Annotated in this window: 23 protein-coding genes; 15 read left to right on the top strand and 8 right to left on the bottom strand. The window is 73.1% G+C overall.

What is annotated here, in order from left to right; all coding sequences use genetic code 11:
- Positions 1 to 107: 107 nt before the first annotated feature.
- The 3 genes from OHS70_RS27905 (at position 108) to OHS70_RS27915 (ending at position 4929) form a co-directional block, all read left to right on the top strand.
- Positions 108 to 1718 carry a PucR family transcriptional regulator gene (locus OHS70_RS27905; protein ID WP_328401755.1) on the top strand — a complete coding sequence of 537 codons (1611 nt, stop codon included), beginning with the start codon at positions 108 to 110 and terminating at the stop codon, positions 1716 to 1718.
- A 198-nt stretch (positions 1719 to 1916) separates the two neighbouring features.
- Entirely contained in the window at positions 1917 to 3569 is a 1653-nt protein-coding gene (locus OHS70_RS27910) for a sodium/solute symporter (RefSeq protein ID WP_328401757.1), read from the top strand.
- 100 nt (positions 3570 to 3669) lie between these two features.
- Complete coding sequence (locus OHS70_RS27915; protein WP_328401759.1) at positions 3670 to 4929, top strand: MFS transporter; 1260 nt, start codon at positions 3670 to 3672, stop codon at positions 4927 to 4929.
- A 163-nt stretch (positions 4930 to 5092) separates the two neighbouring features.
- Here the strand turns inward: OHS70_RS27915 and OHS70_RS27920 are convergent, their stop codons facing one another.
- The gene (locus OHS70_RS27920; protein ID WP_328401761.1) at positions 5093 to 5731 is read right to left on the bottom strand and encodes a TIGR03085 family metal-binding protein; all 639 of its coding nucleotides are present in this window, start codon (positions 5729 to 5731) and stop codon (positions 5093 to 5095) included.
- An 84-nt stretch (positions 5732 to 5815) separates the two neighbouring features.
- On the opposite strand from OHS70_RS27920, the gene hisI reads away from it, so the two are divergent.
- The 11 genes from hisI (at position 5816) to lgt (ending at position 15486) form a co-directional block, all read left to right on the top strand.
- The gene (hisI, locus tag OHS70_RS27925) at positions 5816 to 6181 is read left to right on the top strand and encodes a phosphoribosyl-AMP cyclohydrolase (protein ID WP_328401763.1); all 366 of its coding nucleotides are present in this window, start codon (positions 5816 to 5818) and stop codon (positions 6179 to 6181) included.
- 11 nt (positions 6182 to 6192) lie between these two features.
- The gene (locus OHS70_RS27930; RefSeq protein WP_328401765.1) at positions 6193 to 7722 is read left to right on the top strand and encodes an anthranilate synthase component I; all 1530 of its coding nucleotides are present in this window, start codon (positions 6193 to 6195) and stop codon (positions 7720 to 7722) included.
- Positions 7723 to 7736: 14 nt separating this feature from the next.
- Positions 7737 to 8375, top strand: a complete 639-nt coding sequence (locus OHS70_RS27935) for a TIGR02234 family membrane protein (RefSeq protein WP_328401767.1) — start codon at positions 7737 to 7739, stop codon at positions 8373 to 8375.
- Between the two features lie 114 nt (positions 8376 to 8489).
- Positions 8490 to 8747 carry an HGxxPAAW family protein gene (locus OHS70_RS27940; protein ID WP_328401769.1) on the top strand — a complete coding sequence of 86 codons (258 nt, stop codon included), beginning with the start codon at positions 8490 to 8492 and terminating at the stop codon, positions 8745 to 8747.
- Between the two features lie 427 nt (positions 8748 to 9174).
- The gene (locus OHS70_RS27945; protein WP_443062766.1) at positions 9175 to 9549 is read left to right on the top strand and encodes a DUF2752 domain-containing protein; all 375 of its coding nucleotides are present in this window, start codon (positions 9175 to 9177) and stop codon (positions 9547 to 9549) included.
- A 115-nt stretch (positions 9550 to 9664) separates the two neighbouring features.
- Positions 9665 to 10474 carry an indole-3-glycerol phosphate synthase TrpC gene (trpC, locus tag OHS70_RS27950; RefSeq protein ID WP_328401771.1) on the top strand — a complete coding sequence of 270 codons (810 nt, stop codon included), beginning with the start codon at positions 9665 to 9667 and terminating at the stop codon, positions 10472 to 10474.
- An 8-nt stretch (positions 10475 to 10482) separates the two neighbouring features.
- A complete protein-coding gene (gene trpM, locus OHS70_RS27955) occupies positions 10483 to 10731 on the top strand; it encodes a tryptophan biosynthesis modulator TrpM (RefSeq protein ID WP_328401773.1) in 249 nt (82 codons plus the stop codon).
- A 635-nt stretch (positions 10732 to 11366) separates the two neighbouring features.
- On the top strand, positions 11367 to 12659 hold the full coding sequence (gene trpB / locus OHS70_RS27960) for a tryptophan synthase subunit beta (protein ID WP_328401775.1): 1293 nt from the start codon (positions 11367 to 11369) through the stop codon (positions 12657 to 12659).
- Complete coding sequence (gene trpA / locus OHS70_RS27965) at positions 12656 to 13471, top strand: tryptophan synthase subunit alpha (RefSeq protein WP_328401777.1); 816 nt, start codon at positions 12656 to 12658, stop codon at positions 13469 to 13471. The genes trpB and trpA overlap by 4 nt, the downstream gene beginning before the upstream one ends.
- Positions 13472 to 13536: 65 nt before the next feature.
- Entirely contained in the window at positions 13537 to 14424 is an 888-nt protein-coding gene (locus tag OHS70_RS27970; protein WP_443062670.1) for a DsbA family protein, read from the top strand.
- Between the two features lie 75 nt (positions 14425 to 14499).
- Positions 14500 to 15486, top strand: coding sequence for a prolipoprotein diacylglyceryl transferase (gene lgt / locus OHS70_RS27975; protein WP_328401781.1), 987 nt, complete (start codon positions 14500 to 14502; stop codon positions 15484 to 15486).
- 70 nt (positions 15487 to 15556) lie between these two features.
- On the opposite strand, the gene OHS70_RS27980 is transcribed toward lgt, so the two are convergent.
- The 7 genes from OHS70_RS27980 to OHS70_RS28010 are packed head-to-tail and all read right to left on the bottom strand — an operon-like array spanning position 15557 to position 23583.
- Positions 15557 to 16357, bottom strand: a complete 801-nt coding sequence (locus tag OHS70_RS27980; protein ID WP_328401783.1) for an HpcH/HpaI aldolase/citrate lyase family protein — start codon at positions 16355 to 16357, stop codon at positions 15557 to 15559.
- Positions 16354 to 17541, bottom strand: coding sequence for a CaiB/BaiF CoA transferase family protein (locus OHS70_RS27985; protein WP_328401785.1), 1188 nt, complete (start codon positions 17539 to 17541; stop codon positions 16354 to 16356). The genes OHS70_RS27980 and OHS70_RS27985 overlap by 4 nt, the downstream gene beginning before the upstream one ends.
- On the bottom strand, positions 17538 to 18428 hold the full coding sequence (gene rbsK / locus OHS70_RS27990; RefSeq protein WP_328401787.1) for a ribokinase: 891 nt from the start codon (positions 18426 to 18428) through the stop codon (positions 17538 to 17540). The genes OHS70_RS27985 and rbsK overlap by 4 nt, the downstream gene beginning before the upstream one ends.
- Positions 18425 to 19792 (bottom strand): ADP-ribosylglycohydrolase family protein, encoded by a 1368-nt coding sequence (locus OHS70_RS27995; RefSeq protein WP_328401789.1) that lies wholly within the window; start codon positions 19790 to 19792, stop codon positions 18425 to 18427. Before OHS70_RS27995 ends, rbsK begins: the two co-directional genes overlap by 4 nt.
- Positions 19789 to 20955 (bottom strand): ADP-ribosylglycohydrolase family protein, encoded by a 1167-nt coding sequence (locus OHS70_RS28000; protein WP_328401791.1) that lies wholly within the window; start codon positions 20953 to 20955, stop codon positions 19789 to 19791. Before OHS70_RS28000 ends, OHS70_RS27995 begins: the two co-directional genes overlap by 4 nt.
- Positions 20918 to 22558: an ADP-ribosylglycohydrolase family protein gene (locus OHS70_RS28005; protein ID WP_443062671.1), complete on the bottom strand. Its 1641-nt coding sequence runs from the start codon at positions 22556 to 22558 to the stop codon at positions 20918 to 20920. Before OHS70_RS28005 ends, OHS70_RS28000 begins: the two co-directional genes overlap by 38 nt.
- Complete coding sequence (locus OHS70_RS28010) at positions 22555 to 23583, bottom strand: ADP-ribosylglycohydrolase family protein (protein ID WP_328401793.1); 1029 nt, start codon at positions 23581 to 23583, stop codon at positions 22555 to 22557. Before OHS70_RS28010 ends, OHS70_RS28005 begins: the two co-directional genes overlap by 4 nt.
- Positions 23584 to 23793: 210 nt before the next feature.
- Between OHS70_RS28010 and OHS70_RS28015 the strand changes: the two genes are divergently transcribed.
- Positions 23794 to 24522 (top strand): VIT1/CCC1 transporter family protein, encoded by a 729-nt coding sequence (locus OHS70_RS28015; RefSeq protein ID WP_328401795.1) that lies wholly within the window; start codon positions 23794 to 23796, stop codon positions 24520 to 24522.
- Positions 24523 to 24666: the final 144 nt, after the last annotated feature.

Here is a 24666-nt window from a genome sequence, read left to right on the forward strand (position 1 = left end):
ACCGACCGGGCGGTATGCCATTCTCGGCGGTCAGGAGCATTCGGTGTGCCGTCCGGCTGTCTGTCCCGGCGCATCGGAGCGAGCCGACTCCCGCGGAGGCCGCCGCCATGTCCCACGCCATGTCCCACGCCATGAGCCCGCGCGTGCGCAGGCTCCGTACGCGCTCGGCCGCTTCGCTGCGGGGGCACTCGCCGGTCGACGCGGAGGCCACCGCCGTACTGCACCGGGCGGCCCAGGTGCTCGTCGACGACCTCGCCGGGCTCACCGGCCGTCTGGTCGCGGCGCTGCGCGCGCAGGAACCGGCGTACCGGGCGGCGCTCGAGACCGATGCCGACGAGGTGTGGCAGGAGATCCACCGCTCCCTGCGGTACAACGTCGGTTCGCTGATCCGGCCGCGGGAGTGCCGCGACGCGGCCCTGCGCACATCGTGGCAGATCGGCGAGAACCGGGCCGAGCAGGGCCTGCCGCTGGAGGCGGTGCAGCACGCGTTCCGGCTCGGCGGCGCGATGGTGTGGCAGGACCTGGTGGACGAGACGGCCCGGTACGACCCCGACGACGTGCGACTGCTCGTCCATGTCGCGGCGGATGTCTGGAACTTCGTCGACGAACACTGCGGCGTCGTCGCCGAGGCCTACCGGCGTACGGAGCGGCACCTGGTGTGGCGGCGTGAGAACCGGCTCCGGCTGATGACGGCGGCACTGCTGGACGGCACCCTGCGCATCACGGACCTCCCCGACGCGGCGGCGATGCTGGACCTGCCGGAGCACGGGCGGTACGCGGTCATCGCGGCCGCCGGGGTGCACCCCGCGCGGATGGCACTGCCCCCGGGCACCCGGGCGATCCGGCACACGTCGGCGGACGAGGAGCTGGCGGTCGTGCTGCTCGACGACGCGCCCGAGGAAGGCGTGTGCGACAGGCTGCTTCCGTATGTGCCGGGGCCGGCCCGCGCGGGAACCGGGGCGTCCGGCGGACCGGCAGCCGGGGCGCCTCTCGTTCTCGCGCGCGGCGGCGGACGCGCGGCAGGCGGTACGGGCGGCGGATCCGGTGACACGGAGCCCGGCCGCGTGCCGTCGGCCCACGGGTGTCCCGTCAGGGAGGCCCGGGAACCCTCGTCGGCGCCCGCCGCGGGGAGATCCGGAACCGAGGCGGACCGCGGTCCGGCACAGGGGAACGACGTAGCCAGGCCGGCCCGTGGCGGTCCACGTCCCGTGCGCGGTGGGACGGGACCGGATCCGGCCGTCCCCGAGACCCTCACGCCCGCCGGCCTTGCCGCCCGGCTCACCGCACCCGTGGGCGTGCGGGTCGGCGTCAGTTCCGCCGTGACAGGGCTCGCCGCGGTCGGCGACGCCCGCAGACTCGCGGGCACCGCTTTGCGCGCCTGTCCTCGCGGTGGCGGAGTCGTCCTGCTCGACGACCATCTGCCGGCCGCGCTCGTCGTGTCGTCACCCGCACTGGGCACCGCGCTCGCCGAACGCGTACTCGGTCCGCTGGACGGGGTCGATCCGGCCGACCGCGAACTGCTCGTGGAGACGCTCACGGTCTGGCTCGACGAGGACGGCTCCGCGCAGCGCGCCGCGGCCCGGCTCTACTGCCACCGCAACACCGTCCTCAACCGGCTGCGCCGGTTCGAGCAGATCACCGGGCGACTCCTGTCCCGGCCCTCCGACGCCGTCGAGGTGTCGCTCGCGCTCGCGGCACGGCGGCTCCTCGACAGCTGACGCGCCGAGGGGTGTGCCGCCGCACAGCCCGCTCCGGCCTCCTGCTGTGCGCGCGCATCGAGGCGGAGCCGACTGCTGTACGTCACCGCACCGGTACTGATGGCGTACGGGCATGTCCCGCCATGACTCTCCCGGCTCCCGTATGCCGACACCGTCCGCTCTGCCCGCCGTGCCCGTGTCCGTCAAGGAGCACGGCCGGTGAGCGCCTCGTTCGACGCCCGGTCCCTGGCCCTCGTCGTCTTCCTCGCGTTCGTCGCAGTCTCCCTGCTGCTGTGCGGAGTTGCCGCCGCCGACCAGGACGACCCCGAGCACTTCTACGCGGGCGGCGCGGCGCTCGGCCCGGTCGGCGGCGGTCTCGCCGTCGCCGGCGACTACGTGTCGGCCGCCACCCTGCTCAGCACCACCGGCGCGGTCGCCCTCACCGGCGCCGACGGCATTCTCTTCGCATGCGCCAGCGTGGCCTCACTGGCCCTGGTGATGGTGGTGCTGGCCCGGCCGCTGCGCCGCACGGGCGTGTACACGCTGGGCGACTTCCTCGCCGAACGCCTGGCCGATCCCTCCGTACGCCGCGCTCTGGGCATCGCCACGCTGGTGGTCCTGTTCCCGCTGCTCGTGGTCCAGCTGACCACGGCCGGCCGGATCATGATCGCAATGTTCGGGCTGCCGGCCGGGGCACTCACCGGATGCACCGTCGCCTGTGGCGCGCTGATGGTCTGTTACTCCGCCTTCGGCGGGATGCGGGGCACCGGCTACATCCAGATCCTCAAGACGTTCGTCGTGGTCGCCGTCATACTGCTGCTCGCAGGCCAGGTGCTCAGCCGCTTCGGATGGTCGCCCGCATCACTCTTCGACGCCGCGCAGCGAGGCAGCGGCCAGGGCGGCTCGTACGCCCTGCCGGGTCTGCAGTTCGGCCACGACCTCGCCGGTCGGCTGGACCTGCTCGGCTTCCTGCTCACCCTCGTACTGGGCGCGGCCTGCATGCCGCACATCACCATGAGGCTGCACCCGATGCGCGGCGCGCGGTCCGTACGCCGCGCCACGGGCTGGGCCGTCGGTCCGGTGGCGCTGCTGTGCACCGGCGTGGTCGTCATCGGGCTCGGCGCGTCGGCGCTGGTGGGCAGCAAGCTCCTGCACGCCTCCGACCCGGGCGGCAACACCGCCCTGCTGCTGGTCACTTCGGCGCTGGACCCGGAAGCGGGCGGACCGCGGCACAGCATGCTCTTCGCGGTGGTGGCCTGCGCGGTGTTCGCCACCACACTCTCGACGGTCGCCGGGATCACGCTCGCCGCCGCCTCGTCACTGGCGCGTGACTTCGCCCGGCCCGGGCGGAGCGCCGGCCGTCGTTCCATGGCGCACGAAGTCCGGTTCGCCCGCTGGGCGGTGGCCGGGGTCGGTGCCGCGGCCGTGCTGCTGTCGGCCCAGACGTACGGCCGCAATCCGCAGGTGATGCTGGCCTTCTCGTTCGCCGCCGCGTCGTCCGTGCTGCCTCCGGTGCTGCTGTACGCGCTGTTCCGGCGTGGCTTCACGGCCGGCGGGGTGCGCTGGGCGGTGTACGGGACGCTGCCGGTCGTCGCCTTCCTGATGGCGTTCTCGCCGGCGGTGTCGGGCACCCCGATCGCGCTCCTGCCCGACAGCGACTTCCACTGGTTCCCGCTGCAGACGCCGGGCCTGGTCACCATTCCCACCGGGTTCCTGCTCGCGTATCTCGGTTCCCGCCGGCATCGCGGTGCGCACCGCCGCCCGGACGCGCCACCGCCGTACGCGGGCGGCGAGGCGTTCCACGAGGCCGCGTTCGACGTGGCTCCGCCGAAGCCGCCCTTCCCGGTCGCCCCCTGGGCCAGGCGGCGCTGAGCCACGAGCGCCGGAGCGGCCGGCGGCACTGCCGGCCGCGAGAGCGCCGGCGTGCATGTGTACGGTGTGCCGTTCCAGGACCTGAAAGGACCCGACCGGTATGTCCGCCGCGGGCACCCCCGTACACACCCCCATGGCGCCGGCCGTCGAGCGGCCCGCCTACCGCGACGGCAATGTGCTGCGCTGGCTCGGCGCGTATGCGGCATCCGCCGTCGGCGACAGCATCTACTACCTCGCTCTGTCCTGGGCGGCCACCCGCGGCGGCAGCCCCGCCCAGGCAGGCGTGGTCATGGCGGTGAGCGCCGTACCGCGCGCCGTGCTGATGCTCGGCGGAGGAGTGATCGCCGACCGCATCGGCCCGCGCCGGGTCGTCATCGCCAGTGACGCCGCCCGCAGCCTGATCGTGCTCGGCCTCGCCGCCGCACTGCTCGTCACTTCCCCCGGACTGTGGCTGCTCGCAGCCGTCGCCGTGGTCTTCGGCGTCCTCGACGCCCTGTTCATGCCGGCCGTCGGCGCCCTGCCGCCCCGGATCGCCCCGCCAGGACAGCTCGCCAGGATCCAGGGCATGCGCTCACTCGCATCCCGGGCCGCCACCGTCCTCGGTGCGCCGCTGGGCGGCATCGCGGTGGCACTCGGCGGCCCGGTGACCGCGTTCGCCGTGGCCGGTCTGCTGTTCGTGCTCTCCGTACCGCTGCTGCTCGCCGTACGCATCACCCCGCTGCCCGCCGACGGTGCCGGCCGGTCAGGGGCCACCGCCTGGCGCGACCTGGCCGACGGACTGCGGTACGTACGCCGCCACCGCGTACTCGCTCCGCTGCTCGTCGTCATCGCCCTCGGTGACCTGGGCTTCGTCGGCCCGCTGAACGTCGGCCTCGCGCTGCTCGCCGACGAACGCGGCTGGGGCGCGTCCGGCATGGGCTGGATCCTCGCCGGGTTCGGCGTCGGCTCCGGCGCGACCGCCCTCATGCTCGCCGTACGGGGCCGGCTGCCGCGCGCCGGACTCGTCCAAGGACTCGTGCTGACCGTCGGCGCGACCGGACTGGCGGGCCTCGCCCTCGTACCCTCGGTCGTGGCCGCGGTCGGCGTCGCCGTGACGATCGGTCTCCTCACCGGGCTCAGCGGCACCCTGTGCAACGCGCTTGTGCAGACCGAGTCCGACCCGGCCTACCTCGGGCGGGTCACCTCGCTCGCCACCCTCTTCAGTCTCGGTCTCGCCCCGCTGAGCTTCCCCGTCACCGGCGCCGCCGTGGACCTGTGGGGCACCACACCCGTCTTCCTGGCCAGCGCGGCGGTCTGCGCGGCAGGCGGGATCTACGGGCTGTGCGCGAGGACCCTGCGCCGCGCCGAGCTGCCGCGCTGAACCGTACGGCGGCGGCCTCGCCCCGCCCTGGCCGCCCTGCACGCCACCGCCGCGGCCACCGTCCATCAGCATGCCGCCGTCCGGATGCGCACTCCCGACCTCCCCGTCGTCGGACGTGCCCCCGACGCCAAGACCCCGGAACGGGAGCCTGCCGCCCGCGGCGCTACATCCCCACGCCCAGCCTGACCGTGTGCAGCCGTTCGATCGCGTCCTTGTCCCCCTCCAGGTCCACCCGCGCAGCGTCCTGCCGCCCGAACGCGAACATCGTCAGCTCGCCCGGCTCCGCGGTCACCGTCACCACCGGGACGCCGCGGTGGGCCACCGCCGTCTGGCCGTTCGACCGGCGCAGCACCAGACCGACCGGCGACTTGCGTCCCAGCAGCCGGGCCCCTTTCTCGAGCCGCGACCACAGCGCGTTCTCGAAGACCTGGTCCAGCTCGCGCGGCGTCCACTCCGGCTGTGCACGGCGCACGTCCTCCGCGTGCACGAAGAACTCGACCGTGTTCGCGGCCTCGTCGAGCGGCTTGATCCCGTAGGGCGACATACGCGGCGGACCGGTACGGATGAGCTGGATCAGCTCCTCGTAGGGCTTGGCCGCGAACTCCGCCCGCACCCGTTCCATACGGTCCCTCAGCAGGCTGATCAGCACCCCGCCGGCCGCGTCCGGACGGCGCTCGCGCATCACCACATGGGCCGCCAGGTCCCGGGTCAGCCAGCCCTCGCACAGGGTGGGGGCCTCGGGGCCCGCCGTCTCCAACAGTTCGGCGAGCAGAAGTCGTTCACGCTTCGCATGGGTCGACATGGTCGCCAGCGTACGACCGGCGCGCCCGGTCCGCCCAGTGGACGCACCGCCCGAAGGGCCCGGTCGACACGGCACAATGGCCCCATGACCAGCAGTGTCCCCGCAAGCGCCCTCGATCCCGCCATCGCCGCCCGCCTCAAGCGCAGCGCCGACGGTCTGCTCCCGGCCATCGCGCAGCAGTACGACACCGGCGAGGTGCTGATGCTCGGCTGGATGGACGACGAGGCTCTGCACCGCACCCTGACCACCGGCCGCTGCACGTACTGGTCCCGCAGCCGCCAGGAGTACTGGGTCAAGGGCGACACCTCCGGCCATGCCCAGCACGTCAAGTCCGTCGCCCTCGACTGCGACGCGGACACCCTGCTCGTGAAGGTCGACCAGATCGGGGCCGCCTGCCACACCGGGGACCGCACCTGCTTCGACGCCGACGTGCTGCCCCTCGGCGAGTAGGGTCGGGCGCCATGGATCTCGAGACCTTCCGCAAGCTGGCAGGGGACCGCCGCGTCATCCCCGTCAGCCGCCGGCTCCTTGCGGACGGCGACACCCCTGTCGGCCTCTACCGCAAGCTCGCCGCCGAACGCCCAGGCACGTTCCTGCTGGAATCGGCGGAGAACGGGCGCTCCTGGTCGCGGTATTCGTTCATCGGCGTCCGCAGCGCCGGCACGCTCACCGAACGGGACGGCCAGGCACACTGGCTCGGCACCCCGCCCGTCGGCGTCCCGGTCGAAGGCGACCCGCTCGCCGCCCTGCGCGCCACCGTGGAGACCCTGCACACTCCCCCTACGCCTGGCGGCGTGGGCGGTACCCCCACCCACGACCTCGGTGCCGGCATGCCGCCGTTCACCGGAGGCATGGTCGGATATCTCGGGTACGACATCGTGCGGCGGCTGGAGAAGATCGGCCCCGGCGAGCGGGACGACCTGAAGCTTCCCGAGCTGACCATGCTGCTCACCTCGGACCTCGCGGTTCTCGACCACTGGGACGGCACCGTCCTGCTGATCGCCAACGCCATCAACCACAACGACCGCGACACCGGCGTCGACGAGGCGCACGCGGACGCCGTGGCCCGCCTCGACGCCATGGAGGCGGACCTCGCCCGGCCACTGGCCTCAGCCCCCGCCGCGCTGCCGCCCTCCGAACTTCCCGAGTTCTCCGCGCTGTGGGGCGGCAAGGACTACCAGGAGGCCGTCGAGGACATCAAGGAGCGCATCCGGGCCGGCGAGGCCTTCCAGGTCGTGCCGTCCCAGAGGTTCGAGACCCCGTGCACGGCGAGCGCCCTGGACGTCTACCGGGTGCTGCGGGCCACCAACCCGAGCCCGTACATGTACCTCTTCCGCTTCGACGGCTTCGACGTCGTCGGCTCCAGCCCCGAGGCGCTGGTCAAGGTCGAGGACGGGCACGCCATGGTCCACCCCATCGCCGGGACCCGGCCGCGCGGAGCCACACCGCAGGAGGACCAGACGCTCGCCGAGGAACTGCTCGCCGACCCGAAGGAGCGCGCCGAGCATCTGATGCTCGTCGACCTCGGCCGCAACGACCTGGGCCGCGTCTGCGCGCCGGGCAGCGTCGAGGTCGTCGACTTCATGTCCATCGAGCGGTACTCGCACGTCATGCACATCGTCTCGACCGTGACCGGCAAGGTCGCCGACGGCCGCACAGCCTTCGACGTCCTCACCGCCTGTTTCCCGGCCGGCACCCTGTCCGGCGCGCCCAAGCCCCGCGCGATGCAGATCATCGACGAGCTCGAACCCTCGCGCCGTGGTCTGTACGGCGGCTGCGTCGGCTATCTCGACTTCGCCGGCGACTCGGACACCGCCATCGCCATCCGCACCGCGCTGCTGCGCGACGGCACGGCCTATGTGCAGGCCGGAGCGGGCGTGGTGGCCGACTCCGACCCGGTCGGCGAGGACAACGAGTGCCGCAACAAGGCGGCCGCGGTGCTGCGCGCCGTCCACACGGCCAACCGCCTGAACTCTCACGCGGACCGGTAGGGGATAGTGGACGCGTGACTGCTGTACCCGTACCCCAGCCCCGTCCCGCGGCCGCCTCCACCGCCGACGGCAGCCGCCGTAGTCTGGCCGCTGCCCTGCTCCTCGGGGGTGCCGGTGCGACCGTCGTCCTGCTCGCCGCCGGCCGGATCTGGGCCGAGGGCACGGCAGCCGTCGGCGGCGGAAAGGTGCCGCTCGATGCCGACGGCGGCGATGTCACCGGAGTCCCCACGGCACTGGCGATCGTCGGTCTCGCTTCCCTCGTCGCCGTGTTCGCGGTCCGCAGCGGCGGCCGGCTGCTCGTCTCCGCCCTGCTCGCCGTGAGCGGCGCGGGCGCGGCCGTCGCGGCCGTGCTCGGCGCGTCCGACAGCGAAGCGCTCGACGAGAAGGCGGCCAGGACCACCGGCGACGCGGCCGCGGCCATCGATGGGCTCACCCATACGGCCTGGCCGTACGTGACGGCCGCCGGCGGACTGCTGATCCTGCTCGCGGGCCTGCTCGCGCTGCGGTACGGCAAGCAGTGGCCCGCCATGTCCGGCCGCTACGAGCGCGACGGCAGCCCGCGGCCCCGCAAGGTCCGGGCCGTCGACCCCGACCGGCCCGAGGACCTCTGGAGGGCTCTCGACCACGGTGAGGATCCGACGCGCGAAGGATGACCCCCGGATCATGCCGTCGTTGCCGTACGGGACAATGATGGGCGAGCGACCGGCTCAGCACAGCGCACCAGCTCACGACAGAGCACCAGAGCACCAGATACGAGGAGCATTCACATGGCGGGCAGCAGCCACGGACACACCCCGGCCGCCTGGACCGGTTCCATCATCACCCTCATCGGCTTCTGCGTGGCAGGCGTCTTCATGGTGGCGGACAGCCCGCTCGGCTTCTGGGCCGGTATGGCCGTCATCCTCCTCGGCGGTGTCGTCGGTGGCGCGATGAAGATGGCCGGCCTCGGTACGCCGAAGGAGCCGGACTCCGTGGTCCAGGCCCGCGACCGCGCCGCCGGTGCCGAGGCCCGCAGCGCGGCCTGACCCTGCCGCGCAGGCTTGTTCATCGGGCGCAGCCCGGCGCTGCCGGGCTGCGCCTTCGTGTGCCGACGGAGAGAATCACGGGGTGGACGCCATGCCTTTCCCCACCGACCGGGACCCTGGGCCCGTGGGCTCGACACCGGGCGCTGAGCCCGCGCACGAGCCTGGGCCTGCGTCCGCGCCCGAGCACGCTCCCTTGGCCGGGCACGAGCCCGCGCCCGTGCACGAGCGCGGAACGGCGCATGGTTCCGGCGGTCCCGACCACGGGGCGGTACCGGCCTGCGGGCCCGTTCCTGCCGGTGAGCCCCCGTCGCAGGCGCACGTGCCCGGAGAGCACCACCCCGGCTCGGCGGGCGGTCCGGCGTGGGGGGTGCCCCGCCCGGCAGGAGGACCCGGAGCGCGACACGTTCCGCTCGCGCGTCGCGTGGCCATGCCCGTGGGCGCCATCGTCTCGGTCGCCGCGGCCTTCGCGTACGTCGGCACCGTCGACCCCAATGAACCCGGGCACTATCCGGTCTGCCCGCTGGTGCGGTTCACCGGGATCTACTGCCCCGGCTGCGGCGGACTGCGCAGTGCCCACGCGTTCATCAACGGGGACCTGGCCACCGCCCTCGGGGCCAATGCCGTCGCCGTCGCCGGCTACGTGATCTTCGCCGTGGTGTGGGCGATGTGGCTGATTCGCGCCGTACAGGCCAGGCCCCTGCGGATCTCGCTCCCGCGCGCCTGGTGGTGGTCCGTCGGCGGCGTCGTCCTGATCTTCAGCGTGGTGCGGAACCTGCCGTTCGGTGCGGGACTCGCGCCGTGAAGTCCCAGCCTGTGGGACGGACGACGGCCTGATGCGAGCCCGGCGCCCTCCTGCGGATACCATCGACATGGCTGATCCTGAACCATCATCACCGTCCCGGAAGGGGGCCGCTCGCGTGAGTGTGCTCGACGAGATCATCGAAGGTGTGCGCGCCGACCTGGCTGAGCGGCAGGCGCGTGTCAGCCTCGACGAGCTCAAGGAGCGCGCCGCCAGGGCTCCCGCGGCCAAGGACGGCGTCGCCGCACTGCGCGGCGAGGGCGTACAGGTGATCTGCGAGGTCAAGCGCTCCAGCCCCTCCAAGGGCGCCCTCGCAGCGATCGCCGACCCGGCCGGTCTTGCCGCGGACTACGAGGCGGGCGGCGCGGCCGTCATCTCCGTGCTCACCGAAGAGCGCCGCTTCGGCGGATCGCTCGCCGACCTGGAGGCCGTCCGGGCCCGGGTCGACGTCCCGGTGCTGCGCAAGGACTTCATCGTGACCGCGTACCAGCTGTGGGAGGCCCGTGCGTACGGCGCCGACCTCGTGCTGCTGATCGTGGCCGCACTGGAGCAGGAGGCTCTGGTCTCCCTGATCGAGCGGGCCGAGTCCATCGGGCTGACCCCGCTCGTCGAGGTTCACGACGAGGACGAGGTCGAACGGGCCGTCGAGGCCGGGGCGAAGATCATCGGCGTCAACGCCCGGGACCTCAGGACGCTCAAGGTCGACCGGTCCACCTTCGACCGGGTCGCCCCCGAGATCCCGGCCCATATCGTCAAGATCGCCGAGTCGGGTGTGCGGGGTCCGCACGACCTGATCGCCTACGCCAACTCGGGGGCCGACGCCGTACTCGTCGGTGAGTCCCTGGTCACCGGCCGTGACCCCAAGTCGGCGGTCGCCGACCTGGTTGCCGCGGGCGCCCACCCGGCGCTGCGGCACGGGAGGGACTGACCCCCGCGATGACTGCCGCCCGCGTCGCCCCCGCCCGGACCCGGACGAGCCCCGGCTCGGCCGGTTCCGCGGTCTGCGCGCGGCCGGACGCGTCGCGTGACCCCTACGCGCGTTTCGCCCGCGGATGCCGCCCGCGCGGCTGCCGGGCACCGGCACGGCGCGTGCACGGGCGGCGGGTCCGTTACGTGATCGGGGACGAGCCGGGCCAGGTCAACGGAATGCGATGGCGCGGCGCGCCCGCGCGCGCCGGCCGCTAGGGGTTCTCCCCCACCCGGCCTTTCGTCACCAAGGTCCCCTGCGCCCTGGCGGGCGTGGGGGACGCCCTCCGCACCCCTGCAACCGACCTCCCCCGGACCTACGTCCAGGGGAGGCCCCCAGGGGCCGGGTCCGGCTTCCGCCCGGATCCCGCGTCCCGGTCGTCGGCGGTCCAGGTCTCCGGTCTCTGCCCGGGAATCCTGTGTCTCGTCCGCGACCGGGTCCGGTTTCCTGGCTTCGCCCGCGACCTCACGCCCCGGTCCTCGACGGGGCCGGGTTTCCGGGCCCTGCCCGGAAGCGTGTGCCTGTCGCAGGCGGGGCCGAGGCCGGACTCTGCCCGGGACCGCCCTGCAGGGTGCCGACGACGGCGGATTCCGGGGCTCTCCCCCGGAAACCGCCTCGAACGCCCGCACGCCTGATTCGGCCGCTCCGGTCGTCGTCCTCCCGGGCACGATCTCCGCCCCCCAGGCGGGAGATCCTGCCCGTCCGGCGAGCGACCTGGCAGACGGCCGTGGGCCGTACGGGGGCCTGGGGGCCTGCCCTTCAGAGGGAGCACCTTGCCGACGGCGCCGCGCGCATACCGTGTCAACCACACCAGACTTCTGGGGCCCCGCCCCCGACAAGGAGCACTGTCGCCATGTCCAGCGACTACTTCATCCCTGACCCGGAGGGTCAGGTTCCCGGCCCGGAGGGCTACTTCGGCGCCTTCGGCGGCAAGTTCATCCCCGAGGCGCTCGTCGCCGCGGTCGACGAGGTCGCCGTCGAGTACGACAAGGCCAAGGCCGACCCGGCCTTCGTCGCCGAGCTCAACGACCTGATGGTCAACTACACGGGCCGCCCCAGCGCGCTCACCGAGGTGCCCCGGTTCGCCGAGCACGCGGGCGGCGCCCGGGTCTTCCTCAAGCGGGAGGACCTCAACCACACCGGCTCGCACAAGATCAACAACGTGCTCGGCCAGGCCCTGCTCACCAGGCGGATGGGCAAGACCCGGGTCATCGCCGAGACCGGCGCCGGACAGCACGGCGTCGCCACCGCGACCGCATGCGCCCTGTTCGGTCTCGAGTGCACGATCTACATGGGCGAGATCGACACCCAGCGCCAGGCACTGAACGTGGCCCGTATGCGCATGCTCGGCGCCGAGGTCGTCGCGGTGAAGTCCGGCAGCCGCACCCTCAAGGACGCCATCAACGAGGCGTTCCGCGACTGGGTGGCCAATGTGGACCGCACCCACTACCTCTTCGGTACGGTCGCGGGCCCCCACCCCTTCCCCGCCATGGTGCGCGACTTCCACCGCGTCATCGGCGTGGAGACCAGGCGCCAGATCCTCGAGCGCGCGGGCCGCCTCCCCGACGCCGCCATCGCCTGCGTGGGCGGCGGATCGAACGCGATCGGCCTGTTCCACGCCTTCATCCCGGACACCGGCGTCCGTCTGATCGGCTGCGAACCCGCGGGCCACGGCGTGGAGACCGGGGAGCACGCGGCCACGCTGACCGCGGGCGAGCCCGGCATCCTGCACGGCTCGCGCTCCTACGTCCTCCAGGACGAGGAAGGCCAGATCACCGAGCCGTACTCGATCTCGGCCGGTCTCGACTACCCCGGTATCGGCCCCGAGCACTCGTACCTCAAGGACATCGGCCGCGGGGAGTACCGCGCGGTCACCGACGACGAGGCCATGCAGGCGCTGCGGCTGCTGTCGCGCACCGAGGGCATCATCCCGGCCATCGAGTCCGCGCACGCCCTGGCCGGTGCGCTCGAGGTGGGCCGGGAGCTGGGCAAGGAGGGACTGATCGTGGTCAATCTGTCCGGCCGCGGCGACAAGGACATGGACACGGCCGCCCGCTACTTCGGGCTGTACCACACCGACGCCCAGGTCGAGGCCGACGCCTCCGCCGAGAACGGCGCCGCCGAGATCCAGGGGGATGCGAAGTGAGCGGGAACATCAAGCTGCTGAGCGACACCCTCGCCGCGGCGAAGAGGGAGAACCGGGCCGCGCTCATCGCCTACCTCCCGGCCGGCTTCCCGACCGTGGACGGAGGGATCGAGGCGGTCAAGGCGGTCCTGGACGGGGGCGCCGACATCGTGGAGGTCGGGCTGCCGCACAGCGACCCGGTCCTCGACGGCCCCGTCATCCAGACGGCGGACGACATCGCCCTGCGCGGCGGCGTCAAGATCGCCGATGTGCTGCGCACCGTCCGCGAGGCGCACGCCGCGACCGGCAGGCCCGTCCTGGTGATGACGTACTGGAACCCGGTCGACCGGTACGGCGTCGAGCGCTTCACCGCCGAGCTGGCAGAGGCCGGCGGCGCGGGCTGCATCCTGCCGGATCTGCCGGTCGAGGAGGCCGGGCAGTGGCGGGAGCACGCCGAGAAGCACGGTCTCGCCACCGTTTTCGTCGTCGCCCCGAGCAGCAAGGACGCCCGGCTGGCCAAGATCACGGCGGCCGGCTCCGGATTCGTCTACGCCGCGTCCCTGATGGGCGTCACCGGCACCCGTGAGTCGGTCGGCGAGCAGGCCCAGGACCTGGTACGGCGTACCCGCGCCACCACCGAACTTCCGGTCTGCGTGGGTCTCGGCGTGTCCAACGCGGCGCAGGCCGCCGAGGTCGCGGCCTTCGCGGACGGGGTGATCGTCGGATCCGCGTTCGTCAAGCGGATCCTCGACGCACCGGACGAGAGCGCCGGTCTCAAGGCCGTACGGGAACTGGCGGGCGATCTCGCCCGGGGCGTGCGCCGCTCCTCGTAGCGCGCGCCCGTTGCAGGTCGGCCGTAGCCCGTACGGGTGGAAAGGCGACCGGGGAGGCATGCTGCATGCCTCCCCGGTTCGTTTGCTGGTGTGTGAGTCAGAAACCTGAACGAAATCGGTCCGCACGCGAGCGGCTCCAGCAGGAACGCGAGATGGACAAGGCGCGCGAGAAGCGCCGCCGGACGCTGATCGTGGCCGGCGCAGTGGTGGGCGTCCTGGGCCTGGCAGCCGTGGTGGGCCTGATCGCGGCCAATGCCGGAAAGGACTCCGGCGGCGGGTCCGACTCGGGTCCCCTGCTCGCCCCGGCCGGCGTGCAGGGCAAGGACCAGCTGGCGATCCCGGTCGGCGCGAGCGACGCCCCGTCCACCCTCACCGTGTGGGAGGACTTCCGCTGCCCCGCCTGCGCGGCGTTCGAGAACGCCGCGCGCGACACCATCCGCGAGCTGGAACAGGCCGGGAAGATCAAGGTCGAGTACCACCTCGCCACGATCATCGACGGGAACATGGGCGGTACCGGCTCGCTGCGCGCGGCGAACGCGGCAGCGTGCGCCCAGGACGCCGGCAAGTTCCCCGAGTACCACGACGTGCTCTACATGAATCAGCCGCAGGAGACGGTCGACGCCTTCGCCGACAACGGCAAGCTGATCGAGCTCGCGGGCAAGGTCGAGGGCCTGGACACCCCCGAGTTCCGCAGCTGCGTGAACGAGGGCAGGCACGACGCCTGGGTGAACAAGTCGAACGCCGCCTTCCAGGACGGCGGCTTCCGCGGTACACCGACCGTGCTGCTCAACGGGGAATCGATCTTCCCCGCGAAGAACGGCGAGCAGATGTCGGTCCCCAACCTGAAGAAGTGGGTCGACGAGGCGAACCAGGGCAAGAAACCCGGCACCGAACGGCCCAGTCCGGCCCCCGGTGCAGGGGTGGGCGGCAGCCCGTCCGCCTCGGCCTCCTGAACCACCGCTCGTTACCCAGACGTTGCCGGGTGGGTTGCCGTACGGTCCACCCGGCAAGGTAGCGTCGGTCCTGCCATGGACCTTGCCTACATTCCCAGCCCGTCGACCGGAGTGATCCACCTCGGACCGCTCCCGCTGCGCGGCTATGCCTTCTGCATCATCATCGGCGTCTTTGTGGCCGTCTGGTACGGCAACAAGCGCTGGATCGCCCGGGGCGGCAAAGCCGGCACCGTGGCCGACATCGCCGTATGGGCCGTGCCCTTCGGCCTGGTCGGCGGCCGGCTCTACCACGTGATCACCGACTACCAGCTGTACTTCAGCGAGGGTGAGAACTGGGTCGACGCCTTCAAGATCTGGGAGGGCGGCCTCGGTATCTGGGGCGCCATCGCGCTGGGCGCCGTCGGCGCCTGGATCGGCTGCCGCCGCCGGGGCATCCCGCTTCCGGCCTACGCGGACGCCATCGCGCCCGGAATCGCCTTCGCGCAGGCGATCGGCCGCTGGGGCAACTGGTTCAACCAGGAGCTGTACGGCAAGGAGACCGATCTGCCCTGGGCCGTCAAGATCACCGAGGGCGTGAACCGCGAGGCCGGGCTGTACCACCCCACGTTCCTGTACGAGTCCCTGTGGTGCATCGGCGTCGCGCTGCTGGTCATCTGGGCCGACCGGCGCTTCACCCTGGGCCATGGCCGGGCGTTCGCGCTGTACGTCGCGGCGTACTGCACGGGCCGCGGCTGGATCGAGTACATGCGGGTCGACGAGGCGCACCACGTGCTGGGCCTGCGGCTGAACGTGTGGACCTCGATCATCGTCTTCGCCCTGGCGGTGGCGTACATCGTGATCTCGTCCCGACGGCGTCCGGGGCGCGAGGAGATCGTCGAGCCGGCCGCCGCGGATCTGACGAAGGCGTCGTCGAAGGCGGCCGGGGACGGCGACGCCGGCAGCGACGGCGGCTCCGGCGGAGCGGAATCGGCCGAAGCCGCAGCGGACGCCGGGCCCACGGACGCCGAGCCCGCGGAAGCCGCCCAGAAGGACGCGGACGCGGAGTCGGCCGGGAAGAGCTGACCGTACCGCTTGAGCCACAAGGCCGCCGGAGGTGATCGCTCCGGCGGTCTTCGCGTTCCCGGCCGGGCGCTCAGGACTCCTCGCGCCGGGCGAGCGCGAGGGTGCGCTGTGCCGCCGCGACGATCGCGGCGTCGACGAAACGGCCGTCCGGCAGGGCGAGCGCGCCCGCGTCCGCGGCGGCCGCCTTGACGACCTCCTCCGCGGCCTCGATCTCGTGCGGGGTGGGCCGGAAGGCGCGCTCGATGACCGGGAGCTGGCGGGGATGGATGGCCGCGCGGCCCAGGAAGCCGATGGCGCGGCCATGGGTGCAGGACTCGTAGAGACCGTCGAGATCGACGATGTCGGGGAAGACCGACTGTGTCGGGGGTGTGAGACCGGCGGCGCGCGCGGCGATCACCGTCCGGGTGCGGGGCCAGTCCAGGCCGGTGTCTCCGCGTACGCCGAGGTCGGCGCGGAGATCGGCCTCGCCCAGCGCGATGCCGTGCAGGGCCGGGTGGGCGGTGGCGATGGCGTACGCGTGCTCGACTGCGAGCGCCGATTCGAGCAGGGCGTACAGCGGGATGCCAGGTGCCCGCGCCGCGATCTGCTGAATGTCAGTGGCGTATGCGACCTTGGGGACACGCAACGCACTGAGACCCGGAAGTCCGGCGAGGGTCTCGACGTCATGGGGGGTGTTGATGCGGACATGGACCGGGAGGGGCTGGGGCGAGGACAGGAGTTCGGCCGTGGCGGCGAGGGCGTACTCCTTGCGGCCGAGACCGACCGCGTCCTCCAGATCGACGATCACGACATCGGCTGCGGAGCCAAGGGCCTTGTGCACGACGTCGGGGCGGTCACCGGGGGCGTACAGCAAGGTGAGGGGGAGAGTCATAGCGCGCCTTGGATGCGGAGTGCGGTGATGTCGGCGGGGGTCAGACCCAGTTCGGCGAGGACCTCTTCGGTGTCGGCGCCGTGCGGGCGGCCGGCCCAGCGGATGGCGCCGGGGGTGTCGGAGAGCCGGAAGAGGACGTTCTGCATACGCAGCGGCCCGAGTTCGGGATCGGGGACCTCGGTGATCGTGTCCAGCGCCTGGAACTGGGGATCGTCCATGACATCGCGGATGTCGTAGACCGGCGCGATGGCGGCCTCGGCCTTCTCGAAGGCGGCCAGCGCGTCGGTGCGGGTCTGCCGGGCGATCCAGCCGCCGACGGCCTCGTCGAGCACGTCGGCGTGTTCGGCGCGGCCGGTTCCGGTGCCGAACCAGGGCTCGTCGATGAGTTCGGGGCGTCCGACCAGATGCATCACGCGTTCCGCGATGGACTGGGCGGAGGTGGACACGGCCAGCCAGCATCCGTCGGCCGTGCGGTAGATGTTGCGCGGGGCGTTGTTGCGGGAGCGGTTGCCGGTGCGGGGCTGGAGGTAGCCGAGCTGGTCGTACCAGAGCGGGTGCGGTCCGAGCACGGCCAGGATCGGCTCGATGATCGCCATGTCGACGACCTGGCCGCGGCCGGTCGTGTCGCGAGCGGTCAGCGCGGTCATCACCGCGTAGGCGGTGGCGAGTGCGGCGATGGAGTCGGCGAGACCGAACGGCGGCAGGGTCGGCGGGCCCTGCGGCTCTCCCGTGATGGCGGCGAAGCCGCTCATGGCCTCGGCGAGCGTGCCGAAGCCGGGCCGGTGGGAGTAGGGGCCGAACTGCCCGAAGGCGGTGACCCGGGTCAGGACGAGCCGGGGATTGGCATGGCTCAGCTCCTCCCAGCCGAGGCCCCATTTCTCCAGGGTGCCGGGGCGGAAGTTCTCGACGACGACATCGGCGGTGGCTGCCAGGCGCAGCAGGGTCGCGCGGCCGCCGGGCGTGGACAGATCGAGGGTGATGGTCCGCTTGTTGCGGCCCAGCACCTTCCACCACAGTCCGACGCCGTCCTTGGCCGGGCCGTGCCCCCGGGAAGGGTCGGGTTTGGCGGGATGCTCGACCTTGATCACCTCGGCGCCGAAGTCGCCGAGCAGGGTGGCGCACATCGGGCCGGCGAAGAGGGTGGCGAGGTCCAGGACGCGCAGGCCCTGCAGCGGCGGGGTCATGAGGCCGCGTCGATCTCGGTGCGGTAGGGCATGGACGACGTGGCTCCAGGGCGTTGGACGGAGAGGGCGGCTGCCGCCGAGGCCCAGGTCAGGGCCTCGGGGACCGGTCTGCCCTCACCGAGCGCGACGGCGAGGGCGCCGACGAAGGTGTCCCCGGCGGCGGTGCTGTCGACGGCGGTGACCTTCGGGGCGGGCACGGTGACGGGGTTCGCCGTGTCCCGGGTGGCGTAGAGACAGCCGGCCGGGCCGAGCGTGATCACGACCTCGGGGACCTGTCGCAGCAGTGCCACGATCGCCTGGTGCGGGTCGGCGAGGCCCGCGAGGGTGGCAGCCTCGTGCTCGTTGGGGACCAACAGATCGGTGACGGCGAGGAGTTCCGGCGGCAGCGGCTGGGCGGGAGACGGGGTGAGAACGGTGCGCACGCCGTGTCTGCGGGCGGCCTCGGCACCCTCGAGCACGGCGCTGAGGGGGAGTTCGAGCTGGAGGAGCAGAGTGTCGGCGGTGGCGATGAGGGCCTCTTCGCCGGGCGCGAGGGCGGTGACGGTGCCGTTCGCGCCGGGGATCACGACGATGGAGTTGCCGCCGTCGTCGTCCACGACGATATGGGCGGTGCCGGAAGGGCCCTCGGCGGTACGGAGCAGATCGGTGTCGACACCGGAGGACTCGAGCGTGTGGCGCAGCAGGGAGCCGAACTCGTCCGAGCCGACCGCGCCGATCATGGTGACCTCGCCGCCGGCGCGGGCGGCGGCCACCGCCTGGTTGGCGCCCTTGCCACCGGGGATCGTACGGAACTCGCGTCCCGTGACGGTTTCTCCGCGCTTGGGGGCGTGGGCGACATAGGCGACGAGATCCATGTTGGTGCTGCCGAGCACCACGATGCCGGTCATGGGCGGAGAGCCTCCTGGTGCGTGAGTTGCGCGAGGGTGTCGAAGCCGATGCCGTCGAAGGCGGCGACAGAGGTGGCGAGCCGGTTCTTGAGGGGGGCGGTCCAGCGGTCGGGCAGAGCGTCGGGGTGAGCGGCGAGCAGTCCGGCGATCGAACCGGCCGTGGCACCGTTGGAGTCGGTGTCGAGGCCGCCGGAAACGGCCCGGCAGACCGAGCCGCCGAAGTCGCCGTCGGCGTGGGTGAGGGCGGCGGCGAGCAGGGCGGCGTTGGGGACGGCATGGACCCAGTGGTAGGAGCCGTAGGCGGTGTGGATGCGGTCCACGGCGTCGTCGAAGTCGGCCTCGGTACGGGCCGCTTCGACGCCGAAGCGGACGGCGCGGGCCAGCCGGGAGCGGGGCGGTACGACGGACAGGCCCACCGCGATGGCCCGGTGCACGTCGGCGCCGCCACCGGCCGCTGCCGCGACGGCGGCCGCGGTGAACATCGCGCTGTACACGCCGTTCGCGGTGTGCGTGAGCGCCGCGTCCCGGTACGCCTGCGCCGCGGCGGCCGCCGGGTCGCCGGGATTGGTCCAGCCGTGCATGTCGGCGCGGATGGCGGCGCCGATCCACTCCCGGAAGGGGTTGCGGTGGGTGGCGGTGAGCGGGGGTTCGAGACCGGAGAGGAGATTGCGGTAGGCGACCCGCTCGGCGGTGAAGGTCCGCCCGGCCGGCAGCTCGTCCAGCCACAGCTGGGCGACCTGCTCGGTGGTGAACGCCCTGCCGTGCCGCTGCAGGAGCAGCAGATCGAGGAGGGGGTAATTGAGGTCGTCGTCCTCGGGCATCCCGTCGATGTTCTCGGCGAGACTGTTCGCGGCACTGCGCCGGTTCCAGGGGTGCGCGGCGGCAAGATCGTCAGGTACGCCCCTGGCGGTGAACCAGGTGGCAAGCGGCCAGTTGCCGGTGGCGCGGGCGAGGGCGCGGATGGCGGGCAGGGGGAGCTTCTCGACGGGTTTGCCGAGCAGGCACCCCACGGCCCGGCCCAGCCAGGCGGCATGCAGGGGGCCCGCGAGGCGTTCGCGCCCGGAGCCGCCGCCGCTCGGGGGCCAGGCGGGACATGCGGACATGATCGCCGCCAGCGAGGCCGGCTCGGCCTCCGCCATGGGGGACGGCAGATGGGCCAGTTCGTCCAGGAGCGCGAGCGCCAGGGCGCGGAGTTCCGGTGGGGCCGGGTCCGGGGACGCGCCCGCCCTCGGCGGGGACAGGGCGCCGCCCGCGAGCAGCCAGCGGGTGCGGACGGCGGAGGCGTCGCGGCCGTCCTCCGTCGCCTGGCGGAGTTCATGGCCGATCAGATCCTCGGGCTGGACCCAGGTGAGGCGAAGACTCATCGCGGGTCCGTCAGACGGGCGAACGCCGCTTCGTGGGCCCGGCGGCGTTCCACGTCCAGGGCGTAGATCTCGCGGGTCACGGCCGTGAGGGCCGCCGCCGGTTCGTGCAGGTCGATACGGCTCGCCTCGGCGACCCGCTTCGCCCACTCCTCCGGGACCGCCGACGCCCCGTTAAGCGCGCCCGCCATCGCCCCCGCCATCGTGGCGATCGAGTCGCAGTCACGGCCGTAGTTGACCGACGACAGCACCGTACGGCTGTAGTCGCCGCCGTTGACCAGGAGCATGCCGAGCGCGATCGGCAGTTCCTCGATGGAGTGCAGCCGGGACGGGCGGCGCGCGCCCATGGACGGGGTGCGGTAGTCGGGGCCGACCGTGTCGAAGGGCGCGATCGCCGCCCGCAACGGCACCAGGGCCGCTTCGAAGTCCGTGTGGCGGGCGGCTGCTTCGGCCACCGACTCGATGGCGGCCTGCGTTCCGTCCTTGGCCAGGGACAGCGCGGCATCCACCACCGTGGTGGGGGTGGCGTCCGGGGCACACGCCGCCGAGACCGCCGCCGCGAAGACGCCGGCCGCCTCCCGCCCGTACGAGGACTGGTGCGCGCCCGCGATGTCGACGGCCTCGGCGTAAGCGGCCGTCGGATGCGCCGCGTTGACCAGACCCACGGGGGCCATGTACATCGCGGCACCGCAGTTGACGATGTTCCCGACGCCCGCCTCACGCGGGTCGTTGTGTCCGTAGTGGAGGCGGCTGACCAGCCATTTCTCGGCCAGGAAGATCCGCTGCAGGGGGAGGGCCTCCGCCTCGAGCTCCGGGATCCAGCGGGGTTTCGAGATCAGGTCGGGGACCAGGTGGTCGGCGACGGCGTAGGCGTCGAGGTGGTCGCGTACCGCCGTGTACACCCGGATGAGCGCGTGGGTCATGAGTGTGTCGTCCGTGATGTGTCCGTCGCCCTTGTGGTACGGGGCGATCGGGCGGGCCGTACGCCACCGGTCCCCGTGCCAGGGGCCGACGATTCCGTGGATGCGGCCGCCGTGCCGCTCCACGATCTGTTCAGGGGTGTAGCCCTCTACGGGGCCGCCGAGCGCGTCACCGACGGCCGCTCCGATGAGGCTTCCCGTGATCCGGTCATCGAGTGCGAGCGTCTCGAGTGTCGTCGTCGTCATGTCGGAATTGTCCACCAGTAGTGGTCAGTTCCGTGTCTGCCAGGAGCCCGGCGAGTTCCACGAGATCCGTCCCGGCGAGCCGGGGGAGAGCGCAGCCCGCGAGGGTGCGGCAGGCGTCGCGCCAGGTGACGGGTACGCAGTTCCCGCCGCCGAGCGCCCCGGTGAGTGCTCCGGCGAGCGCGGGGGCGGAGTCGGCGACCCGCGACAGGCAGACGGCCGCGGGTACGGCCTCGGCGACCCGGCCGCGGGCGGCGGTCGCGACGGCGAGGGCGACCGGGACGGTCTCGGCGGCGGCGATCCCGTAGCTGTAGACGTGGTCGACGATCTGGTGCTCGAGGAGGGGGACGAGTTCGAAGGCGCCGTCCGCGGCGCGCGCGAGCTTGACCGCGTGGTGGGAGTTGCGGCTGATCTCGCTGGACTCGGGGAGTTCGGCCAGCGCCGCGTCGACGGCGTCGTCGACGGATGCCCCGCCGAGCGCGGCGGCCACGGCGGCGGCCATGGCGCGGGCGCCGTGCACACCGTCCCCGTCCTGGGTGTACCGGGCGTCGAACTCGGCGAGCACGGCGGCGGCGGCCGGGTCGCCCGTGTGGACGACCGCGAGCACAACGGCTCTCACACAGGCGGCGTCGTCGAAGTAGTGGGGGTTGTCGTGCCCGGTGGCGGGCGGCCGCAGCCCGGTGGCGAGGTTGCCGAGCCCCGCGCGCACCGAGATCCGCGCACGCAGCGGGAGTACGGCGGCCTCGACCTCGGGCGCGCTCTCGGCGGCGGCGGCGACCTGGCCGGCCAGGGAGTTCCAGGCGAGATCGATGGCGGCGCGCGTACGCCGGCCGGGGGGCAGACCACGGAAGAGCGCACCTCCGGCGGTGAGTACGGTCCCGGCGGCGAAGGCGGCCCACTCCGCGTCGTCCGAGGGACCGAGGCGCAGCGGCTCGGGCGGTTGGTTGAGGGCGATGGGGACGGGGAGGGTGGTCGTCGCGTTCTGCTCGGCGAAGGTGTCGAGCTCACGGGTGAGCCGGCGGGTCCACTCGGGCATCCGCGCGGCGCGGTGCCGGGCGGCGGGCCACCCGGCGGCGTCCCCTGCGGCGAGCCCGAGGATCAGTCCCTCGATCCGGTCGCGGTGGGTGACGGGTGCGGCGGGCACCGCACGGTCGCGGGCCGGTGCCCCCGTGGCCACGGGGGCGTACACGTGCACGGGCGTCGCCTGTGGCCGGGGCGGCAGCCGGGGGATGTCCCCGACGGCGGCCTCCCCGACGGCTTCCCCGGGCAGATACCCCCAGCCCGAAACGGGCGTGTCACCGGGGCGGGTGCGGTGGTCCCCCACGGTGTCGGGGGTTCGGCCGGGCCCGGCGCCCCTCGGTGCCCGCGGAGTCCGGTGCATCTCGTCCAGGGCGGCCGCGGACGTGGGCGGGTCACCAGGGGCCGGCGTCCCGCCGGGTTCCCGGCCGGCCGGTGCGGGCGGCGGGTTGCCGGGCGGCCGGCCGTCGTCCGGCGCCGCACGCCCGCCGCCGGGGTCCGCGACCGGCGGCGCCGCCGTGGTCCGGTCGTCGGGGGCGCAGGCCGGCAGGGGCTGGGTGCCGTCGGGGTCCAGGGGACGCGGGGTCATGACAGGGCCTCGGTGTCGTCGTCAGGAGTGAGCAGGTCCGCGATGTCCAGGACGTGGTAGCCCGCCATCGAGGGCAGACAGCTTCCCCTGACCGAACCGATCGCCGCCGCCCACTCGGCCGGGATCGCGGAGGCCCCGGACATCGCTCCGGCCAGCGCGCCGGCCACCGCCGCCGTCGTGTCGGCGTCGCGGCCCATGTTGACCGCCGTGAGCACGGACGTACGGAAGTCTCCCCGCGCCGCCGCGAACGCGCCGAACGCGAGCCCCACCGCCTCCGGGGCGAGGTCCGTCCACGGGTAGCCGCCGATGACGACCGCGGAGCGGACCGTCCGTTCGCGGGTGCGGTGGTCGGAGTCCCCCCGCCCTGCCGCGACGACGGCGCGGCGCATGGAGCGCGCGGTCCACGAGTCCATGGGGACCACCGACAGCGCCGCGCCGATCACACCGGCCGGGCCCGCGCCCGCCATCGCCGCGGCCACTCCGGCGGCCACGGCCTGGCCGCCGTAGATGCCCTCGCCGTCGTGGCTGACGCAGCCGTCGATGGCGACCAGCCGGGCCGCCTCGGCGGGCCGGCCGGCCGCGAAGACGCCGAAGGGCGCCGCCCGCATGGCGAGACCGTCGCTCCAGGCGTGCCGGTGCTGGGCCGAGATGGGGGCGGCGAGGCCCCTGCGCAGATTCTCAAGGGTGCCGCGTTCGCTGAACCCCGCCCCTCGGAACGGTCCTTCGTCCAGATCCGCGATCCAGTGGTGCCATGCCGCCTCCACATGCGCCACGGTGAGCGCCGAGCCGTGCCGGGCGAGCAGCAGCCCGGAGAAGATCGCGTACTCGGTGTCGTCCGTGCCGGCCGGGTCGTCGCTCACGAAGCCCTCGATACGCCCCCATCTGCGGCGGATCTCGGAGGGCCGCATGTTCTCCGCCGGCGCCCCGAGCGCATCCCCGACGGCCAGCCCGAGCAGTGCGCCGCGAGCTCGCTCCCGGAGCGCGGCCGACTCGGCAGAGACGGGATCGCATGCAGGCAGCCTCAACGCGTCACCCCTTTCGCGCGCAGAGCGCGTGTTCGTGGATTCCTGCCACCTCCCGAGGCCCACGAGTCGGAAGAAACGTTTCTGTCACCCGCCTGACTCCAAGTAAGTAAAGCCTGCCTTGCTAGCGCGCCCCTTACGTCGTGCGTAGTTTCGAGGGTGCAGAGGGGGAGCGGCGCAGGCAGGGCCGCTGCCGGAAAAAAGGGGAGAGCTGTGTCCGTCATCGAAACCGAAGCCACACTTCACGTTGCACACCGCGACAACCACACCCACCGTGATGTCAACGGCGGGTGGCTGCGTCCGGCAGTGTTCGGAGCGATGGACGGGCTCGTTTCCAACCTGGCCCTGATGACCGGTGTCGCGGGCGGCGCGGTCTCCCAGCAGACCATCGTCGTCACGGGGTTGGCCGGCCTCGCGGCCGGCGCGTTCTCCATGGCCGCGGGCGAGTACACCTCCGTCGCCTCCCAGCGCGAGCTGGTCCAGGCCGAACTGGAGGTGGAGCGCCGCCAGTTGCTGGGGCACCCGATCGACGAGATGGAGGAGCTCGCCGCGCTGTACGTGGCGCGTGGCGTCGAGCCCTCGCTCGCCCGCGAGGTGGCGATGCAGCTCTCCAGGGACCCCGAACAGGCGCTGGAGATCCACGCCCGCGAGGAGCTCGGCATCGACCCGGACGACCTGCCCTCGCCGGCCGTCGCCGCGGTCTCGTCGTTCGGATCGTTCGCCCTGGGCGCGCTGCTGCCGGTGCTGCCGTATCTGCTCGGAGCGAGCGCGCTGTGGCCGGCCGTGCTGCTCGCGCTGACGGGGCTGTTCGCCTGCGGTGCGCTGGTGGCCCGGGTGACGGCACGCAACTGGTGGTTCAGCGGGCTGCGGCAGCTGGTCCTGGGCGGCGCGGCGGCGGCGTTCACCTACGGCCTGGGGATGCTCATCGGAGCCGCCGTCTGACCTGGGCGGCGCCCCCGCCGCGGTCCGACCCGGGCAGCGGCCCTCGTCCGGCTGCGCCCGGGGCCGCGCGCTTGCGTACGTGTACCCCGGCCGGGCGGGCGGGGGCCGCCAGGGCGGCCCCCGCCCGCCCGGCCGACGCCCACG

It is taken from the genome of Streptomyces sp. NBC_00390, from assembly GCF_036057275.1.
Classification (GTDB): Bacteria; Actinomycetota; Actinomycetes; order Streptomycetales; family Streptomycetaceae; genus Streptomyces.

Coding starts and splice junctions, on each gene's coding strand:
- OHS70_RS27905 (WP_328401755.1), top strand. CDS start 108: ATGTCCCACGCCATGTCCCACGCCATGAGCCCGCGCGTGCGCAGGCTC.
- OHS70_RS27915 (WP_328401759.1), top strand. CDS start 3,670: ATGTCCGCCGCGGGCACCCCCGTACACACCCCCATGGCGCCGGCCGTC.
- OHS70_RS27920 (WP_328401761.1), bottom strand. CDS start 5,731: ATGTCGACCCATGCGAAGCGTGAACGACTTCTGCTCGCCGAACTGTTG.
- hisI (WP_328401763.1), top strand. CDS start 5,816: ATGACCAGCAGTGTCCCCGCAAGCGCCCTCGATCCCGCCATCGCCGCC.
- OHS70_RS27930 (WP_328401765.1), top strand. CDS start 6,193: ATGGATCTCGAGACCTTCCGCAAGCTGGCAGGGGACCGCCGCGTCATC.
- OHS70_RS27940 (WP_328401769.1), top strand. CDS start 8,490: ATGGCGGGCAGCAGCCACGGACACACCCCGGCCGCCTGGACCGGTTCC.
- OHS70_RS27945 (WP_443062766.1), top strand. CDS start 9,175: ATGCCCGTGGGCGCCATCGTCTCGGTCGCCGCGGCCTTCGCGTACGTC.
- trpM (WP_328401773.1), top strand. CDS start 10,483: ATGACTGCCGCCCGCGTCGCCCCCGCCCGGACCCGGACGAGCCCCGGC.
- trpB (WP_328401775.1), top strand. CDS start 11,367: ATGTCCAGCGACTACTTCATCCCTGACCCGGAGGGTCAGGTTCCCGGC.
- OHS70_RS27970 (WP_443062670.1), top strand. CDS start 13,537: ATGCCTCCCCGGTTCGTTTGCTGGTGTGTGAGTCAGAAACCTGAACGA.
- lgt (WP_328401781.1), top strand. CDS start 14,500: ATGGACCTTGCCTACATTCCCAGCCCGTCGACCGGAGTGATCCACCTC.
- OHS70_RS27980 (WP_328401783.1), bottom strand. CDS start 16,357: ATGACTCTCCCCCTCACCTTGCTGTACGCCCCCGGTGACCGCCCCGAC.
- OHS70_RS27985 (WP_328401785.1), bottom strand. CDS start 17,541: ATGACCCCGCCGCTGCAGGGCCTGCGCGTCCTGGACCTCGCCACCCTC.
- rbsK (WP_328401787.1), bottom strand. CDS start 18,428: ATGACCGGCATCGTGGTGCTCGGCAGCACCAACATGGATCTCGTCGCC.
- OHS70_RS27995 (WP_328401789.1), bottom strand. CDS start 19,792: ATGAGTCTTCGCCTCACCTGGGTCCAGCCCGAGGATCTGATCGGCCAT.
- OHS70_RS28000 (WP_328401791.1), bottom strand. CDS start 20,955: ATGACGACGACGACACTCGAGACGCTCGCACTCGATGACCGGATCACG.
- OHS70_RS28005 (WP_443062671.1), bottom strand. CDS start 22,558: ATGACCCCGCGTCCCCTGGACCCCGACGGCACCCAGCCCCTGCCGGCC.